12 protein-coding genes are annotated in these 16,264 nt (G+C 68.3%); 5 read left to right on the top strand and 7 right to left on the bottom strand.

Annotated features, from left to right (window positions below; genetic code table 11):
• Positions 1-37: 37 nt before the first annotated feature.
• Positions 38-2,518: a DNA topoisomerase I gene (locus tag C477_RS21665; RefSeq protein WP_008896716.1), complete on the top strand. Its 2,481-nt coding sequence runs from the start codon at positions 38-40 to the stop codon at positions 2,516-2,518.
• Positions 2,519-2,520: 2 nt separating this feature from the next.
• Here C477_RS21665 and C477_RS21660 read toward each other — a convergent pair whose 3' ends face one another.
• Together C477_RS21660 and C477_RS21655 are read right to left on the bottom strand one after the other, a co-directional pair.
• Positions 2,521-3,867, bottom strand: a complete 1,347-nt coding sequence (locus C477_RS21660) for an APC family permease (RefSeq protein WP_008896715.1) — start codon at positions 3,865-3,867, stop codon at positions 2,521-2,523.
• Positions 3,864-5,459 (bottom strand): ABC transporter substrate-binding protein, encoded by a 1,596-nt coding sequence (locus C477_RS21655; RefSeq protein WP_239641916.1) that lies wholly within the window; start codon positions 5,457-5,459, stop codon positions 3,864-3,866. Before C477_RS21655 ends, C477_RS21660 begins: the two co-directional genes overlap by 4 nt.
• 244 nt (positions 5,460-5,703) lie before the next feature.
• Between C477_RS21655 and C477_RS21650 the strand changes: the two genes are divergently transcribed.
• Positions 5,704-8,868: a sister chromatid cohesion protein PDS5 gene (locus tag C477_RS21650; protein ID WP_008896713.1), complete on the top strand. Its 3,165-nt coding sequence runs from the start codon at positions 5,704-5,706 to the stop codon at positions 8,866-8,868.
• Between the two features lie 84 nt (positions 8,869-8,952).
• On the opposite strand, the gene trkA is transcribed toward C477_RS21650, so the two are convergent.
• Together trkA and C477_RS21640 are read right to left on the bottom strand one after the other, a co-directional pair.
• On the bottom strand, positions 8,953-10,284 hold the full coding sequence (gene trkA, locus C477_RS21645) for a Trk system potassium transporter TrkA (protein WP_008896712.1): 1,332 nt from the start codon (positions 10,282-10,284) through the stop codon (positions 8,953-8,955).
• A gap of 147 nt (positions 10,285-10,431) precedes the next feature.
• Positions 10,432-11,070 carry a TlpA family protein disulfide reductase gene (locus C477_RS21640; protein ID WP_008896711.1) on the bottom strand — a complete coding sequence of 213 codons (639 nt, stop codon included), beginning with the start codon at positions 11,068-11,070 and terminating at the stop codon, positions 10,432-10,434.
• 127 nt (positions 11,071-11,197) lie between these two features.
• On the opposite strand from C477_RS21640, the gene C477_RS21635 reads away from it, so the two are divergent.
• Positions 11,198-11,806: a class I SAM-dependent methyltransferase gene (locus tag C477_RS21635; protein ID WP_008896710.1), complete on the top strand. Its 609-nt coding sequence runs from the start codon at positions 11,198-11,200 to the stop codon at positions 11,804-11,806.
• Between the two features lie 62 nt (positions 11,807-11,868).
• On the opposite strand, the gene C477_RS21630 is transcribed toward C477_RS21635, so the two are convergent.
• A complete protein-coding gene (locus C477_RS21630; RefSeq protein ID WP_008896709.1) occupies positions 11,869-13,188 on the bottom strand; it encodes a methyl-accepting chemotaxis protein in 1,320 nt (439 codons plus the stop codon).
• A gap of 486 nt (positions 13,189-13,674) precedes the next feature.
• Here C477_RS21630 and C477_RS21625 point away from each other — a divergent pair, with 486 nt between their 5' ends.
• Positions 13,675-13,890, top strand: coding sequence for a helix-turn-helix domain-containing protein (locus C477_RS21625; protein ID WP_049914761.1), 216 nt, complete (start codon positions 13,675-13,677; stop codon positions 13,888-13,890).
• Between the two features lie 270 nt (positions 13,891-14,160).
• Positions 14,161-15,030, top strand: coding sequence for a DMT family transporter (locus tag C477_RS21620; RefSeq protein WP_008896707.1), 870 nt, complete (start codon positions 14,161-14,163; stop codon positions 15,028-15,030).
• 24 nt (positions 15,031-15,054) lie between these two features.
• On the opposite strand, the gene C477_RS21615 is transcribed toward C477_RS21620, so the two are convergent.
• Together C477_RS21615 and C477_RS21610 are read right to left on the bottom strand one after the other, a co-directional pair.
• Positions 15,055-15,651 carry a nitrous oxide reductase accessory protein NosL gene (locus tag C477_RS21615; RefSeq protein ID WP_008896706.1) on the bottom strand — a complete coding sequence of 199 codons (597 nt, stop codon included), beginning with the start codon at positions 15,649-15,651 and terminating at the stop codon, positions 15,055-15,057.
• Positions 15,652-15,714: 63 nt separating this feature from the next.
• Positions 15,715-16,212, bottom strand: coding sequence for an SRPBCC family protein (locus tag C477_RS21610; RefSeq protein ID WP_008896705.1), 498 nt, complete (start codon positions 16,210-16,212; stop codon positions 15,715-15,717).
• Between the last annotated feature and the right edge of the window lie 52 nt (positions 16,213-16,264).

The raw sequence follows: 16,264 nt of genomic DNA, 5'->3' as shown, positions 1-16,264 counted from the left end.
CCGTACCGGAATCGATCGCTCGAGGAGGTGAGCCGTCGTGGAGCTGATAATCACGGAGAAGGACAACGCCGCGCGACGGATCGCCGACATCCTCTCCGGCGGCACCTACGACTCGAGTCGCGAGAACGGCGTCAACGTCTACGAGTGGGGCGGCAAGCGCTGCGTGGGGCTGTCGGGCCACGTCGTCGGCGTCGACTTCCCGGACGAGTACTCGGACTGGCGCGACGTCGAGCCTGTCGAACTCATCGACGCGAACGTCGAGAAGACGGCGACGAAGGAGAACATCGTCGCGACGCTGCGCATCCTCGCGCGCAAGGCCACCCGCGTCACCATCGCGACCGACTACGACCGCGAGGGCGAACTCATCGGCAAGGAGGCCTACGACATCGTCCGCGACGTCGACGAGGAGGTCCCCATCCGCCGCGTTCGGTTCTCCTCGATCACGGAAAACGAGGTCCAGAGCGCCTTCGACGATCCGGACGACCTCGATTTCGATCTGGCGGCCGCGGGCGAGGCCCGCCAGATCATCGACCTGATCTGGGGTGCCGCGCTGACCCGCTTCCTCTCGCTGTCGGCGGGCCAGCTCGGCAACGACTTCATCTCGGTCGGGCGAGTGCAGTCGCCGACGCTGAAGCTGATCGTCGACCGCGAGCGCGAGATTCAGGCGTTCGATCCCGAGATCTACTGGGAGCTGTTCGGCGACTTAACCAAGGACGAGACCACGTTCGAGGCCCAGTACTTCTACCGCGACGAGGACGACAACGAGGCCGAGCGCGTCTGGGAGGAGGCCGTCGCCGACGAGGTCTACGAGACGCTGGCCGAGCGCGATTCGGCGACCGTCGTCGACGTCAACCGCCGGACGCGGACCGACACGCCGCCGACGCCGTTCAACACGACCCAGTTCATCCGCGCGGCCGGCGCCCTCGGCTACTCCGCCAAGCGGGCGATGTCGATCGCCGAGGACCTCTACACCGCCGGCTACATCACCTACCCGCGGACGGACAACACCGTCTACCCCGACGACTTAGATCCCGAGGAACTGCTCGACGACTTCGTCAGCCACCCGACGCTCGGCGACTCGGCCGAGAGCCTCCTCGAGGCCGACGAAATCGTCCCCACCGAGGGCGACGAGGAGACGACCGACCATCCGCCGATCCACCCGACCGGCGAGATTCCGACCCGCGGGGACGTCTCCGACGACGAGTGGGAGGTCTTCGAGCTCGTCGTCCGGCGGTTCTACGCGACCGTCGCCGACGCGGCCGTCTGGGAGCACCTCAAGGTCGTCACCGAGGTCGACGACTACCGGCTCAAGTCCAACGGCAAGCGCCTCGTCGAGCCCGGCTACCACGACGTCTACCCGTACTTCAGCACGTCCGAGAACTACGTCCCCGACGTCGCCGAGGGCGAGGAGCTCGCGCTGACCGACGTCGAACTCGAGGAGAAAGAGACCCAGCCGCCCCGCCGCTACGGCCAGTCGCGGCTCATCGAGACCATGGAGGACATGGGGATCGGGACGAAGTCGACCCGACACAACACCTTGGAGAAACTGTACGACCGGGGCTACATCGAGAGCGATCCGCCGCGGCCGACCAAGCTCGCGATGGCCGTCGTCGACGCGGCCGAGAGCTACGCCGACCGCGTCGTCAGCGAGGAGATGACCGCTCAGCTCGAGCAGGACATGGACGCCATCGCCAGCGGCGAGGCGACGCTGGCCGACGTCACCGACGAGTCCCGCGAGATGCTCGAAGAGATCTTCGCGAACCTCGCCGACTCCCGGGACGAGATCGGCGACCACCTCCGCAAGTCGCTCAAGGACGACAAGCGGCTGGGGCCCTGCCCCGAGTGCGGCGAGGATCTGCTCGTCCGGCGCAGCCGCCACGGCTCCTACTTCGTCGGCTGCGACGGCTATCCGGACTGCGAGAACACGCTTCCGCTACCCTCGACGGGCAAGCCGCTGATTCTCGAGAGCGAGTGCGAGGAACACGGCTTAAACGAGGTCAAGATGCTCGCCGGGCGGCAGACGTTCGTCCACGGCTGCCCGCTCTGTAAGGCCGAAGACGCCGGCGAGGGGCCCGTGCTGGGTGCCTGTCCGGACTGCGGAGACGAACACGACGGCGAACTCGCCGTCAAAACCCTCGAGAGCGGTTCTCGACTGGTTGGCTGTACGCGCTACCCCGACTGCGAGTACTCGCTGCCGCTGCCCCGGCGCGGCGATATCGAGGTGACCGACGAGCGCTGCGACGAACACGACCTGCCCGAACTCGTCGTCCACAGCGGCGACGATCCCTGGGAGCTGGGCTGTCCGATCTGTAACTACCAGGAGTTCCAGGCCCGCGAGAGCGACTCCGGCTCCGACCTCGAGGCGCTGGACGGCGTCGGCGCCAAGACCGTCGAGAAACTCGCGGACGCGGGCATCGAGAGCCTGGACGATCTGACCGAGGCCGATCCGGACGCGGTCGCCGAGGACGTCGACGGCGTCAGCGCCGATCGGGTTCGAACCTGGCAGGCGAAGGCGTAAGGTTAGATCCGTTTTTCGACCGTTCGAACCCCTTCCGAGAGCGTCTCCCGCTTGAAGTACAGCGCCTCGATCGCGAAGACCGCCGCGGCGATGACGACGACCAGCCAGAAGACCGCGGGGAGCTGCGAGTAGAGGTACCACGTCAGCATGACGAAGAACGCCGCTGAACCGATCACGCCGACCAGCGGCGGAATCGGATTGACGTCGACGTCGTCGGAATCGCGCACCGTCAGCGCGAGCGCGCACATCGTCCCGAAGACGACGATGAAGGCCAGCGAGGCGAACTCCACGACGGCCTCGAGGCTCCCGAGGACGGCGAAGGCGGCCGTCAGGACGCCGATGACGAGCACGGTCCGCTTGGGCGCGGCGTCGGCGTCCGGATCGCCCATCTCGTGGGGCAGGATGTCGTCGTCGATCAGGTTCTTGGCGAAGATGGCCTCGCTGAACAGCGTCGAGTTGATCGCGCTGGCCGTCGAGATGAGGCCGGCGAGCCCGACCGCGAGCGCGAGCCACTTCGAGATGAGGAGGGCGCCGTAGAGCAGCGCCGGCTCGGGCTGGGCGGTGACGACCTCTTCGGGCAACAGCGTCGTGATGACGAACCCGACGAGGATGTAGATCGCGGCCGCGATCGGGATCGAGATGGCCACGCCCTTCGCGAGGGTCTCGTCGGGATCGTCGAACTGCTCCTGATCGTAGAACAGCAGCTGCCAGCCCTCGAAGGAGACGAACCCGACCGAGGCGGCGATGACGGGGTTGAGACCGAGTTGCGAGAAGCCGGTCCGCAACTGGAAGTGCGCCGCGCCGTACCAGAGGCCGACGAAGCCGAAGACGGCGATGATCCCCGCCTGGACGAACACGAGATAGCGCTCGACCGCCGCCGACGAGCCCGCGCCGAGGAGGTTCAACCCGACGAAGACCGCGAGCACGCCGACCGAGAGGAACTGCCGGATCGGCAGCCCCCAGACGTACTCGAACCCGATCAGCATCTGGCCGTACATGCCGAACGCGTAGGCGTACATCGCCATCGTTCCGATGTAGCCGACGACGAGTGTCCAGCCGACGACGCCCGCGGTCGTCGATCTCCCCGTCAGTTCCTCGATGTAGGTGACCGAGCCGCCGTTGCTGTCGGTCGCGTCGTTGAGCTTGACGTACGAGTACGCACAGCAGCAGACGACGACGGTCGCGAGGCTGTAGGCGAACCAGGTCAGGACGCCGGCGGCGGCGACGACGATGCCGATCGCCGCGTAGATCCCGCCGCCGACGATGCCGCCGACGCCCAGCGCGACGGCCGTTCCGACGCCGAAGCTACCGCCGTCGTCCTCCGAACCGTCGCCTCCGTTTTCGCTCATGATCCCGACTCCACCGTTACGACGCTATTTTCCCACACGAGCCGGGGATTGACCCGCGCGATCGGGTGGACGCGAAAGTTCTCGACGCCCGCGTCCACGGCGAAGCTGTTCTCGAACGAGCAGATCGGCAGGCAGACGCGATCCTCGAGCAACCGGGTGATCGCCGTTTCGTAGAGGCGGCGTCGCTGCTCGCGATCCGTCGTCGTTCGCGCCGTCGTGAGTCGTTCCATGACCGCGTCCTCGCGGTAGAAGGTCCCGTTCGTCACGCCGGTCATGTTCTCGTGGAACGTCGGATAGAGATGCGTGTCCGGATCGGGTGTGCCCGTGATCTCCCCGACGAACACCGAGTAGTCGCGCTCGGAGCCGGAGACGTGTCGCTCGAGGAATTTCGTTTCGGACGTCGAGACGGTGAGCGCGCCGTGGCTGGCGTCCCGGAGGCCGCCGGCGAGCGCCTCGCCGAACTCCTTGTGTTTGGGATCCGTCGAGGTCAGGATGCGAAGCTGGCCGCTGGCCGCGTCGGCCTCGCGAAAGAGGTCGCGTGCGCGTTCGGGGTTCTTCTCGTTCGCGAGCTCCGCCCACTCGTCGGTCGGCATGTCCCACTCCTCGGCGACCGGCGGCGGCAGCGGGCCGTACTGGCGCTGGCCCATCGGCTCGATGAACTCCGAGACCGCCTTCTCGAGGTCGATGCAGTAGCTGATCGCCTCGCGGACTCGCGGGTCGGTCGTGGGCCCCTCGTTCAGATTGAACCCGTAGTAAAACGACGTGTACCCCTGCCGGCGCTTCACCGACGCGTTCGCGACGTCGCTGACGTGATCGACGATCAGCGGCGAGACCGGCTCGATCATATCGTTGCGATTCGTCCGGAGGCTGGTCAGCTGGGTCACCGGAAACTCGACGTAGACCATCGTGAGCCGATCGATCGCGGGCGGAGTCTCGCCCCAGTAGTCGTCCCAGCGCCGCAGCGTGGTCTTCTTCTCCGCGCTGAACGACGCCACCTCGAACGGGCCGGCGCCGATCGGGTTCGCGGCGAACGCCTCCTTATCGTCCTCGCGCTCCTGTCGGGGCACGATCGGATGCGTGAGCGCGTGCTCGAGCGCCGGGTACGGCTCCGCCAGCGTGAACCGAACGGTGTGCTCGCCGTCGGCCTCGACCGATTCGAACGGGCTCACCAGCCATTCCGTCGGCGCGTCCTCCTCGAGCGGCGCGGTGTAGGAGTAAACTACGTCCTCGGCGGTCACCGCTCGGTCGTTCTGAAACCGCGCGCCCTCGTCGAGTTCGACGACGACCTCCCGGCCGCCGTTATCGAGTTCCGGATCGCCGGCCGCGATCGCGGGAACGATATCGGTTTCCTCGCCGTAGCCGTAGAGCCCCTCGAAGATCCGATCGATCGCCTGCTCCGAACCGATCGCCCGCGCGGTGATCGGATCGAGAGAGAGCGGCGGCCGGAGCGTTCCGACGCGGAGCGTCGAGCCCGCGTCCGTTCCGAGCGTCGTCGAACAGCCCGCCATCGTTGCCGTGCTCGCCCCGCCGAGAGCGACGAGCAGGTCGCGTCGCGTCATCCCGCCTGTTCGGTTCGCACCCTGATCAGTCATCGGAACTCGTTTGCGTCAGTCGTCGGCACGCTCGTTCGTCGAGTCGTCGTGTACTCGGCCGTTGTAGACTCTATTGCGACGACCGACGAGTGCGACATGCCTGCACCTGATGGGACGCGTTCGGCGGGTCAACGGTGCGATCGCCGGCGGTTGAATCGGCCGCTCCCGGGAGTAGAATTAACTAAGTCTGTTCGCATATGTCAGTACCAACCTCGCGACGCCGTCGGGCGTCGCACCTCACAGCATGTCAGGACCCGACAAAATCGCTGACGGACCGGGAATCGGAGGGGGCGACGGGATCGAAGTCACCGTCGGAATCGATCAACTCGAGGAGTTCCTCGCGGCCGACGATCCCGACGTTCGTGAGTACGCCGCGCGCACGCTCGCCACGAAGGCCGCCGAGCGGCCGGCGGACGTTCGCTCGGCCGTCCCGGCGCTGACCGACCGCCTCGAGGACGAGCCGTCGATCAGATCCCACGCCGCCGCCGCGCTGTCCGCCGTCGCGGCCGACCATCCCGGCGCCGTTCGCGAGTCGATCCCCGCGCTGACCGACCGGCTGGAGGGCGAGGCGCGGAGCGCCTCGAGGACGAGCGACGAAGCCGCGAGTGCGACCGTCCGCGCGGACGCGGCCGACGCGCTCGCGGCCGTCGCGGCCGAAGCTCCCGCAGCAGTCGCCGACTCGATCGAGGCGCTCGGGCGCTACGCGACCGACGGGAACGAGCGGGTCAGGGTTCGGACGACCGACGCGCTCGCGGCCGTCGCCGATGCCCAGCCCGAACAGGTCGTCGCCGTCGTCGACGATGTCGCCGCCGCGGCCGACGACGAGACGGCCGCCGTCCGCGAGAACGCGACGGCGGTTCTCGCGGCGGTCGCGACGGCCGCTCCCGACGCGGTCCTCGAGTCCGTCCCGGCGCTGGTCGACCGACTCGAGGACCAGGCGGACGACCCGGACGGCGCGACCGCGTCCGCCGAGGCCGGAGCGATCGGCGGCTACGCGATGGAAGCGCTTCGAGCGATCGCCGACGACTCGCCGGCGGCCGTCGCCGACGCGGTCGATCCGATCGCCGCCCGCCTCGCGGACGACCGAGAAGGGGTCCGTCACGACGCCGCCCTCGCCCTCGAGTCGATCGCGACCGATCGACCCGGGGCGGTCGTCGACGCCGTCGATCGACTTGCGGATCGACTCGACGACGCGGCGGCGATCCGCCGCGAGTGCGTCGGCGCGCTGCGCGAAATCGCGGCGGCCGAACCCGCCGGCGTCGCGTCGGCGACCGCCGCGCTCGTCGCCCGGCTCGACGACCCGCTCGAGGCCGTTCGGACGGACGCCGCCGGGACACTCGCATCGGTTGCGGCGGAGCGCCCGACCGCGATCGCCGACGCCGTCCGCCCGCTGGCCCGACGGTTGGAGACGGACGTCGAACCGGTTCAGCGTCACGGCGTCACGGCGATCGCGGCTGTCGCGGACGCGCAACCGGACGCGGTCGAACCCGTCGTGACCGAACTGGCCGCCGTCGCCGACGCCGACGACGAGAGCGTTCGCCTCGATGCGGCCCGGGCGATCGCCGCCGTAGCGGCGTCCTCGCCGAACGCGATCGGACCGGTCGTCCCCGCCCTCGCGGATCGGATCGACGACCCCCACGAACCGGTCCGCCGGCCCGCGACCGACGCGCTGGCCGCGCTCGCACGTGAGACGCGTGCCGAGGGGACCGACGTTTCCGCGCTCCTCGAGGCCCTCGAGGGCGAGGCGGAGAACGCCTCGGAAGAGGGCGACGAGTGGGTTCAGGGGCACGCGGCCCGCGGCATCGCCGACGTCGCGCGGTCGGCGACCGCCGACGCCCATCCGGCGGTCCGGTCGCTGACCCGGCGGCTCGACGACGACGCGGCCGCCGTTCGGCGGGCCGCGACGCGGGATCTCGTGACCGTCGCGGCCGAACGCCCGCTGGCGGTTCGCGGCGCCGTCGGCCCGCTGGCAGAACGGCTCGGGGGGGAGGCGCGGAGCGCCGACGAGGACGCGACGGTTCGGAACAACGCGGCGATCGCCCTCTCGCGGGTCGCGGCGTCGACTCCCGACGACGTCCGCGAGGACGACGTGTTGGTCTCCTTGCTGACGGCGCTGGACGATCCGGATCGTTCCGTTCGCCGGACCGTTCGCCGGACCCTCGCCGAGGTCGCATCCGACGCCGGCAACGACTGTCGGCCGACACTGTCGCTGGCCGTCGCGGAGACGACGGCCGAGGCGGAGCGGGTCCGCGTCGCCGCCTGCGAGGCTCTCGCCACGCTCGGCTTCGAGTCCGGAGCGGAGGCCGAAGCCGTCGTCGAAGCGCTCCGTGAGCTGCTGGTCGATCCGACGTCGGCCGTTCGCGTCGCGGCGCTGGACGCGCTCGAGACGACGCTCGCGGCGGACGCAGACGTCGAACCGACGCCGACCGACGTGGTTCTCGAGTCGCTATCGGACGACGACCGGTCGGCCGCCGTCGCCGCCGCGCTCGGGGACGTCGCACAGCGGAACTCGGAGCCGGTCGCCGCGGCCGTCCCGTCGCTGCTCGAGCGGTTCGCGCCGGGCGAGGCCGACGCGCCGGCGCTCCTGCGCGCGCTGACGACGGCCGTCGCGGCGGACGGCGGCGACGCCGGCACCGTCACCGGAGCGCTGGTCGATCGGCTCGATGCCGACGGAGACCGACGCGCGACCGCGGGGGAGCTCGCCCGGCTCGCGGCGACGGCGCCCGACGACGCGGCGGCCGGGCGAGACCGACTGGCCGACCTGCTCGCGGAGCGGGCGGGAGGTGCCGGACGGAGCGGGGACGGAGAGCCTGACGACGAGGCGATCCGGGGCTACGCCGCGCTCGCGCTCGGCACCCTCGCGGTCACCGGCCGCGACGACGGAAGCGCGTTGGAATCCGAACTCGAGGCGGTCGACGACCGACTGCTCGACGCCGCCTCGCTGGCGGCCGGCGGCGAGACGCCGACCCACACCGACGGGATCAACACCCAGCTCTCGGGGATGGGCGACCGGCTGGACGCGGAGCCGTGGGTCGCCGGCCTCGCCGTCCTCGCGCTGGCCGTGCTGGCCGACGAGTCTGCGACGCTCCGACCGACCGGGATCGAGAAAATCGCCGGCGGGCTCGGGGCCGACAGTCCCGTCGTCCGGGTCACCGCCGGCCGAATCCTCGAGATGATGGCCGACGACGACCCGGCCGGCTTCGCGGACGCCGTGCCGGCGCTGCTCGCGGCGCTCGAGGACCCCGACGCGGACGTCCGAGCGACGGCCGCCGGCGCGCTGGCCGCGTGTGCCCAGTCGGACGACGAGTCGCCGCTCGAGGACGCAGACCGAGATCCCATTCCGGTCCTCGAGTCGCGCCTCGCCGATCGCGACGGTCGGGTGCGCGCTCGATTCGGCGGCGACTCCTAAGCTCGCCAGAGCAGGTGCGAAATAGCGCTGAATCGCACACGTCGTTGCTGACGTAGGCGTCGCGAACAGAGACGGTTTATCCGGTCAGATCAGTTCGGCGACCTCGGCGGCGACGGAAGCGTCGACGAACGCGATGACCCGATCGCCGGTTTGAATGATCTTGTTGCCCCGCGGGATCTGCAGCTGCTCGTTGCGGACGATCGCGCCGATCACGATCCCGGACGGAAGCTGGTCGGTAACGTCCCGGAGGGCTTTCCCGGCGAGGGCGCTCTCCGAGTCGACGACAACCTCGAGCACTTCGGCGTCGTCGTGTCCCAGGACGCTGACTTCCTCCGGTCCCGGCTCGTAAATGGTCTGGAGGATCTCGCTGACGATGATGTCTTCGGGGTGGACGATCACGTCGAGGCCGGTTTCCTCGAAGAGATCGACGACCTCGGGGTTGTCGACGACGGCCGCGGTTCTGGCGACGTCGAACTCCCTGGCCAACTGCGCCAGGAGGTAGTTCGTGTTATCGTCGACCGTGCCGACAACCAGATCGGCGCCCGTTAACACGTTGGGGTTGAAGCCACCGATGTTCGTCACGTCGGTCTCCGCGACCGACGAACTTCGGAGTCGGGTCGTCAACTGCGTCGCCTGCTCCGGATCGCGCTCGACGATTTCCGGTGTCCAGCCCCGGGCCTCGAACTGCTGTGCGATCTGGTAGCCCAGCACGTCGCCGCCGACGACCACGATGTCGTCTTCGGATTTCAACGGCGGCTGCGCGGAAACGTCCTCCGCGAAGCGGCTGATGCTGGCGAGACTGCCGATCACGACAACGCAGTCTCCCGACTGGATCACGGTCTCCCCGGTCGGGATGATGACGTCGTCGTCCCGGAGGATCGCCGCGAACGTCGCCGACGCGTACCGGTCGGCTTCCGCGACGCTCTGGCCTGTTATCGGCGTGTCCACCCCAATTTCGAACTCGGCGACCTCCACCTGGTCGTCGGCGAAGGTATCGACGGCGTGGGCGCCCGGAAGCGCGATCGTCCGAACGACGGCTTCGGCCGCGAGCTTGTCGATACACAGCATCGTGTCGACGCCGAGCCCCTCGTCGAGCGACTGCCAGGTCTCGAACAACCCGACCTCCTTGACGCGGGCGATGGTGTGGGGATTGCCGGCCTGCTTCGCCGCGTTGCAGACCATGACGTTCGCCGCGTCGTTGTCGGTGCTCGCGACGACGATCTCTGCCTGATCGATGCCCGCCTCCCGGAGCGTCGATGCCGAACGACCGTCGCCGACGACCCCGGTCACGTCGTGTTGTGAACGAAGCTCATCGACCAGATCCGCATCGCGGTCGATGACAACCACATCATTGGATTCCGCGAGGTCAGCGGCCAAATTCGATCCGACGCTCCCGGCACCGATGATGAGAATCATCTGTGATCCCGTATTACTGAGGCGGAAGCAGTCGTAAATCTTTGCCTGTCACTGGAAGAGACAATACCGGCGAAATCGGGATCGATCCGCCGTACCGCGTGCGACGGCTCCGATCCGATCGTCGGAGAACCGCGCCAGTAGCCGCCGTTACGGCCTCGAGCCGTCGATGCGCGACGCCGTCGACTCGCCGGTCGTTTCGTCGGACGGATTCTCCTCCCCACGGTCACCGTCGGAACCCTCTGCCTCGAGTTCGGCGTCGACGTCCCGAACGATCGTTTCGCGATCGAGGACGGCAGTCTCGTGCCACCGTTTCTCGCCGTTCGGATCGACGAGGATCGTGGTCGGGTAGCCGACGACGCCGTAGGCCTCGGCCAGTCCGGCGTCGTAGCCGACGGCCCAGTCGCCGCCGTGGGTCGCCCACCACTCGCGGAGCGCGGCCGGCGACAGCGTCTCGGAGCGCTGGTAGGTGGCCGCGATGAATCGGACGGCGTCGCCGCGTCGCTCGCGGAACCGATTGCGGGCGGCGGCGAGTTCGGGAATCTGTGCCTGACAGTTGCCGCAGCCGGTGACGAAAAACGTGACGAGCGCGACCGCGTCGGTCGGAACCCGAACCGTTCCCGCCTCGCTTCCGCGCGCGTCGATCGTTTCCACCTCGAGGGATTCGTTGCCATCGCTCGTCTCAGGGCCGTCGGCACCGAACGACGGCGGCCCGACTCGAAGCAAGGTCCCGGCGCCGGCGAGGGCGCCCGCGCTTCCGAGGCCGGCGAGGAGTTCGCGCCTGTTCATCGACTCACTCCCCGTGTAGCGGGGACCGGCATGGCCGGCCGTACGGGGCGACGAAAGAAGAGTTCACTGCCGGCGACGCCTCCTCGAGACCGCCACAGACAACTGTCCCACGCCCGTCGTAGAAGCCATGACCGACGAGCGCGAGCGCTGGAACGAGCGGTACGGCGACGTCGAGTTCGAACTCCCCGACGAGCCGATTCCGGAACTCGAGCGGCGGATCGCCACGCTGCCCGAGGGACGGGCACTCGACGTCGCGACCGGGACCGGACGGAACGCGCTCTTTCTCGCCGCGCACGGGTACGAGGTCGACGCGATCGACATCTCCGACGCGGCGATCGAGCGGGCGCGAGACCGAGCCGACGAGCGCGGCCTCGAGGTGAACTGGCAGCGAGCAGACCTGGCCGACGTCGAACTCCCGACCGACGAGTACGACGTGCTCACCGTGAGCTTCTTCGCCGCGCTCGAGCGCCTGCCCGATCTCAAGGACGCGCTGGCGCCCGGCGGCGTCCTCATTTACGAACACCACCTCCGCTCTTCCGATCCGGTCGAAGTCGGCCCCTCGAGCGAGCGCTTCCGGTACCGATCGAACGACCTCCTGCGGGCGTGTCTCGACCTGACGATCCTCGCCTACGCGGAGCGGCGGCGGCCCGTCGCGGGCGGGACGGCCGCGGTGGCGACGCTGGTCGCGCGAAACTCGCGGGGCGGCACTCAGTCGTATCCGACGCTCGAGAAGTAACGGGCAGTCGTCGGGAGTTGTCCGACCGGCGGCGCGTCGACCGCGAAACGCGAGCGGTCCGGTCAGTTGAGAACGTCCTCGATGTCTCGCTCGAGGGCCTCGATACTGTCTTCGATGTTCTCGACCATCATCGTCTGCTCCTCGGTGGCGGCCGCGATGCTCTGTACCGCGGCCGTGACCTCGTCGCTCTGCTCGGCGACCGAGTCGATCATGCCGGTGATCTCCTCCGAACTCGCGGCCTGTTGGTCCGTCGCAGCGGCGATGTCCGTGATCCCCTCGTTGGTCTCCTGGATCGCGCTGCGGATGGTTTCCTGGTTCTCGACGACGGCCTCGATCTCCGTCACGACGGTGGCGATCTCCTCGTTGGTCGTCTCGACGCTGTCGACCGTGTCCAGGGCCGTCTCGCGGATCTCGGCGACGATGGCTTCGATCTCGTCGGCGCGCTCTTTGGACTGCTCCGCCAGGCCCTTGATCTCGTTGGCTACGACGGCGAAGCCGTTCCCAGAGCCGTCGGCGCGGGCCGCCTCGATGTTGGCGTTGAGCGCGAGCAGGTTGGTCTGGTCGGCGATGTTGTTGATGATCTCGACGATCTCGTCGATCTCGTCGATCCGGCCGGCCAACTGGCCCGCGTCGTCGGCGACGCTGTCGGCCTCCGCGGCGACCTCGTCCATCGTCTCGAGGGTTTCCTGGGCGGTGTCGGCCGACTCCTCGGCGAGGGACTTGGCCTGCTCGCTCTGACTGCTAACCTCCTCTGCGCTGGAGGCGATCTCCTCGACGGACGCGCTGAACGTCGACACCTCGCCTTGCACCTCGGAGAGGCTGTCGGACTGCTCCTCGGCGGACTCGCTGATCTCCTGGGAGTTCTCGGCCATGTTCGTCGCCGCGTCCTGCAGTTCCGCGACGGCGCCCTCGACCTCGTCGCTCATCTGTTCTTGAAGCTGCGTGATCCGCTCTTGCTGCTCGATCAGCGTCGTCACGCGGGTGAGGACCTCGACGGCGCCGACGACGTCGCCGTCCTCGCTCGTGATCGGGATGCCAAGCGCACGGGCGTGTACCGTATCGCCGTCGGCGCTCTCGGCCGCCCGGATCGATTCCTCCCGGATCGGGCGTCCGGTCCGGATGACCTCTTCGGCGAGGGTCTCGTCCTCGCCTTCGGTCCCGAAGACGTCGTACGCGTGTTTCCCCACGACGTCGCCGGCCGGATAGCCGGTGATATCCTCGACGCCGTCGTTCCACCGGGTGATGTAGCCGGAGCCGTCGACGGCGAACGCCGGCTCCGGAAACACGTCGATAAGGCCGGTGAACGCGCCGCGCCAGAAGGCGGCCGCGTCGTCGTCCGCTCCGGGTTCGATGCTGGGGGGAGTTCCTGTCTCAATCGCCATGGTGATTCTCGTTTGGAGAACATATCTCGATACCGTTTATAAACTGTGGCCGCTCAGCGGATCGAAAATCGCACGAAAGCGGTCGTCACCTGACCTCAATCGTTACTACTCAGAATATTGGTACTAAATGAAGGCACTGCGACACCCTAGAATGTCGCCCGCGCCGGTGGGACGGCCGTCGACCGCGCTCGAGGGGACCGGTGCGTCGGTCTCGAGGGCACGGCTGTTATCGACAGAGCGCCCTCGCCGAGAGCGACCCACAATTGGTCAATCGTGTAGTTCGCGTCGCCGGGCGGCTGAGCCGTCGGGCCGCGGCATCCGGTGGGACACGGAACGCATGGGTATTGCCCGTCTCGACCGATGTCGTCACGGCTCTCGACGGTCCGCCCGTCGAGCCGACCATGTATCATTGTTATTGATATTATATTCCTCGTACCCAGTACCGAAACTACTATTTTATATATCTCCGTTATACGTGGTTATACAATGACCAACTGCTCGAGTCGAGGGCTCTTACGGGTGCTCGACGAGCGCGGCGCGGTCGAAGTGGGGACGCTGGCGGCGACGCTCGACGAGCATCCGGTGACGGTGACGCAGGTGTGTTACGATCTCCAGTCGGACGGTCACGTGCAACAGGTCTCGGGCGGCGTCTACACGATCACCGAGGACGGCCGACAGTATCTCACGACGCTCTCAGAGTAACGTTTTCTCGGACGCCGCGACGCCCGATCCGTAGCGCCGCGGCTGTCCTTCCCGACGGTCGTCAGATAGATCCCCGAGAGGACGACGGCGACCGCGACGCCCGCGGCGGTGGTGCGATCGAGCCGTCGCCTCGAGCGCCGACCGGTTCACGTCGGCGCTGTTTCCGCAGGCGCTCAAACTGTTCCGAAACGGCTCAGTGCGGGCGACAATCACTCTCAACGAACCCGTCGAATCGCCGACGCTATACGCTCGAGGCGGTCTCGTGGGAATATGGACGAGCGAACGGTCGGGATCGGCTACGTGCTCGCGTCGGCCGTCGGGTTCGGAGCTGTCGGCATCTTCGGGACGCTCGGCGGCGACATCGGTCTCTCGATTCCGACGATTCTCGCGTTTCGGTTCGCCATCGCGTCGGCGGTCCTCTGGGGCCTGCTTGCCGTGCAGGGACGCCAGAACCTTCTCAGCGGACGATTGCTCGGCTGGGCGGTCCTCCTCGGGATCGGCGGCTACGGTGGCATGAGCGGCTTCTACTTCTGGGGACTCGAGTATCTCACCGCGGGACTGGTCGCGATCGTCCTCTTCACGTTTCCGGCGATCGTCGTCGCCGCCACGCTCTTCACGTCTCCCGACCGGATCAGCGGACCCCTCGTCGCGGCGCTCTGTCTCTCGCTCGGCGGCGTGGCGCTGATCGTCGGCGCGGACCCCGCCGGCGCCGATCCGCGGGGCGTGGTCATCGTGCTCGGCTCGGCGATCTGCTACGCGGGCTACATGCTGGGCAGCGAGCGCGTCCTCGAGTCGGTCGATCCGCAGGTGCTGACGGCCCACGTGTTGCCGGCGTCGGGGCTCCTGTTTCTCGCGATCGGCGCGGCGCGGGGGACGTTCGCGGTGCCGGCGGCGACCGAGACGACCGCGTGGATCGTGCTGACCGCGCTCGCGATGTTCTCGACGGCGATTCCGATCAGTCTCCTCTACGCCGGCCTGCCGAAAATCGGGGCGAGCAGGGCGAGCATCATTAGCACGGCCGAACCGGCGGTCGCCGTCGTCCTCGGCGCGGCGGTGCTCGGCGAACCGGTAACGGCGACGACGGTGGTGGGAGGTATGCTGGTCGTCGTCGGCGTCATCGTGATCCAGCGGCGAAGTTAACGGGACGGGCCGAGAGGCCGACGCTCACATGCGATTTCCGCGATAGATCTCGGCCGTCTCGCGGTCGATCTCGTCGAACTCGACGATGTCCTCCTCGGTCAGGTCTTCGGCGTCGTACGCCTCGAGGAAGGCGACGGCGTCGTCCCGGTCGGCAAAGGTCCGCGGATTGATCTTCATCGGATCGTCGACCGCGGTCTCGTCGGTAATAAGCACGAAGTGCGCCTCGGTCGCGTCGACGAGGTCGCCCGTCTCGAAGTCGGCGGTCCAGGCGCCGGCGACGGGCGAGTCGGACGTCGTGATGACGAGATAGGCGAACAGACAACCCGGCGTATCGAAGGCGGCTCCCGTCCCGTCCTCGTGGGCGACCTGTCCGTGCCAGTTGGGGTAGTCCGCCGGCGTCATATTGCAGATCGGGCAGTTCTGCTCGTCGGTAAACGCGACGGGTTCGTCGCCCGGGTGTTCGAGGGTCGGATCGACCGTCCGCGGCTCGTCTTCGCCTTCGCCTTCGCCTACGTCTTCGTCGCCGCCCCCGAGACAGCCGGCGACGCCGACTGCGGCGCCCGCTCCGAGTAGCCCGAGCAGTCGGCGTCGTTCGAGTCGTCCCCCGCGATCGATGCTCATACACATCGTATCGCCGCGAGGGGCAAAACGAGCGTGGTCCGGTTCCCGAATCACGGCGACCGCTCACTCGAGGCGCGCCTTCGTCAATCGATGCCGTTTGCGGAACATGGCCTCGAAGCCGACCGTCGAGAACGGCATGGCGACGTCGGTGAGACGGCCGACGCCGGCGATGTCGCTGCCCGGGAGTTCGTACGCGACGCGATCCCGGAGCACCGTCCGATCGCCGGCGGCGAAAAACGAGTGGGTGTGCTCCCAGCGGTCGAACGGACCGCGGATCATCTCGTCGCGGAAGGAGGCGCTGCCGTCGCCGCGCTCGCGATCCGTGATCAGCGACGTCCAGTGCTGGCGCGGCCCGACGTTGAAGGGACGTATCGACAGCGCGAGTTCGGTCCCGACCTCGAGTATCTCCGGATCGCGCTCGCCGTCGGGGCCGAGAATTGCCTCGACGCGCAGGTTCATCCAGTCGGGCGTCGCCGCCTCGAGGCCCTCGACGCGCGAGTGAAACGCCCAAACGTCCGCGAGCGGCGCGTCGATCGTCGTCCGACGTTCGTAGGTCGCCATCGTTCCCGACTACGCCGGCCGACGGGAAAACGGGACGGCCAAACCACCGTCC

Origin of the sequence: Haloterrigena salina JCM 13891 (genome assembly GCF_000337495.1) — an archaeon.
Taxonomy (GTDB): domain Archaea; phylum Halobacteriota; class Halobacteria; order Halobacteriales; family Natrialbaceae; genus Haloterrigena; species Haloterrigena salina.
The sequence above is the reverse complement of the archived record's forward strand: the minus strand, read 5'-3'. Positions and strand labels throughout refer to the sequence as shown.

Coding starts and splice junctions, on each gene's coding strand:
- C477_RS21610 (WP_008896705.1), bottom strand. CDS start 16,212: ATGGCGACCTACGAACGTCGGACGACGATCGACGCGCCGCTCGCGGAC.
- C477_RS21625 (WP_049914761.1), top strand. CDS start 13,675: ATGACCAACTGCTCGAGTCGAGGGCTCTTACGGGTGCTCGACGAGCGC.
- C477_RS21640 (WP_008896711.1), bottom strand. CDS start 11,070: ATGAACAGGCGCGAACTCCTCGCCGGCCTCGGAAGCGCGGGCGCCCTC.
- C477_RS21655 (WP_239641916.1), bottom strand. CDS start 5,459: ATGACTGATCAGGGTGCGAACCGAACAGGCGGGATGACGCGACGCGAC.
- C477_RS21635 (WP_008896710.1), top strand. CDS start 11,198: ATGACCGACGAGCGCGAGCGCTGGAACGAGCGGTACGGCGACGTCGAG.
- C477_RS21660 (WP_008896715.1), bottom strand. CDS start 3,867: ATGAGCGAAAACGGAGGCGACGGTTCGGAGGACGACGGCGGTAGCTTC.
- C477_RS21615 (WP_008896706.1), bottom strand. CDS start 15,651: ATGAGCATCGATCGCGGGGGACGACTCGAACGACGCCGACTGCTCGGG.
- trkA (WP_008896712.1), bottom strand. CDS start 10,284: ATGATTCTCATCATCGGTGCCGGGAGCGTCGGATCGAATTTGGCCGCT.
- C477_RS21620 (WP_008896707.1), top strand. CDS start 14,161: ATGGACGAGCGAACGGTCGGGATCGGCTACGTGCTCGCGTCGGCCGTC.
- C477_RS21650 (WP_008896713.1), top strand. CDS start 5,704: ATGTCAGGACCCGACAAAATCGCTGACGGACCGGGAATCGGAGGGGGC.
- C477_RS21630 (WP_008896709.1), bottom strand. CDS start 13,188: ATGGCGATTGAGACAGGAACTCCCCCCAGCATCGAACCCGGAGCGGAC.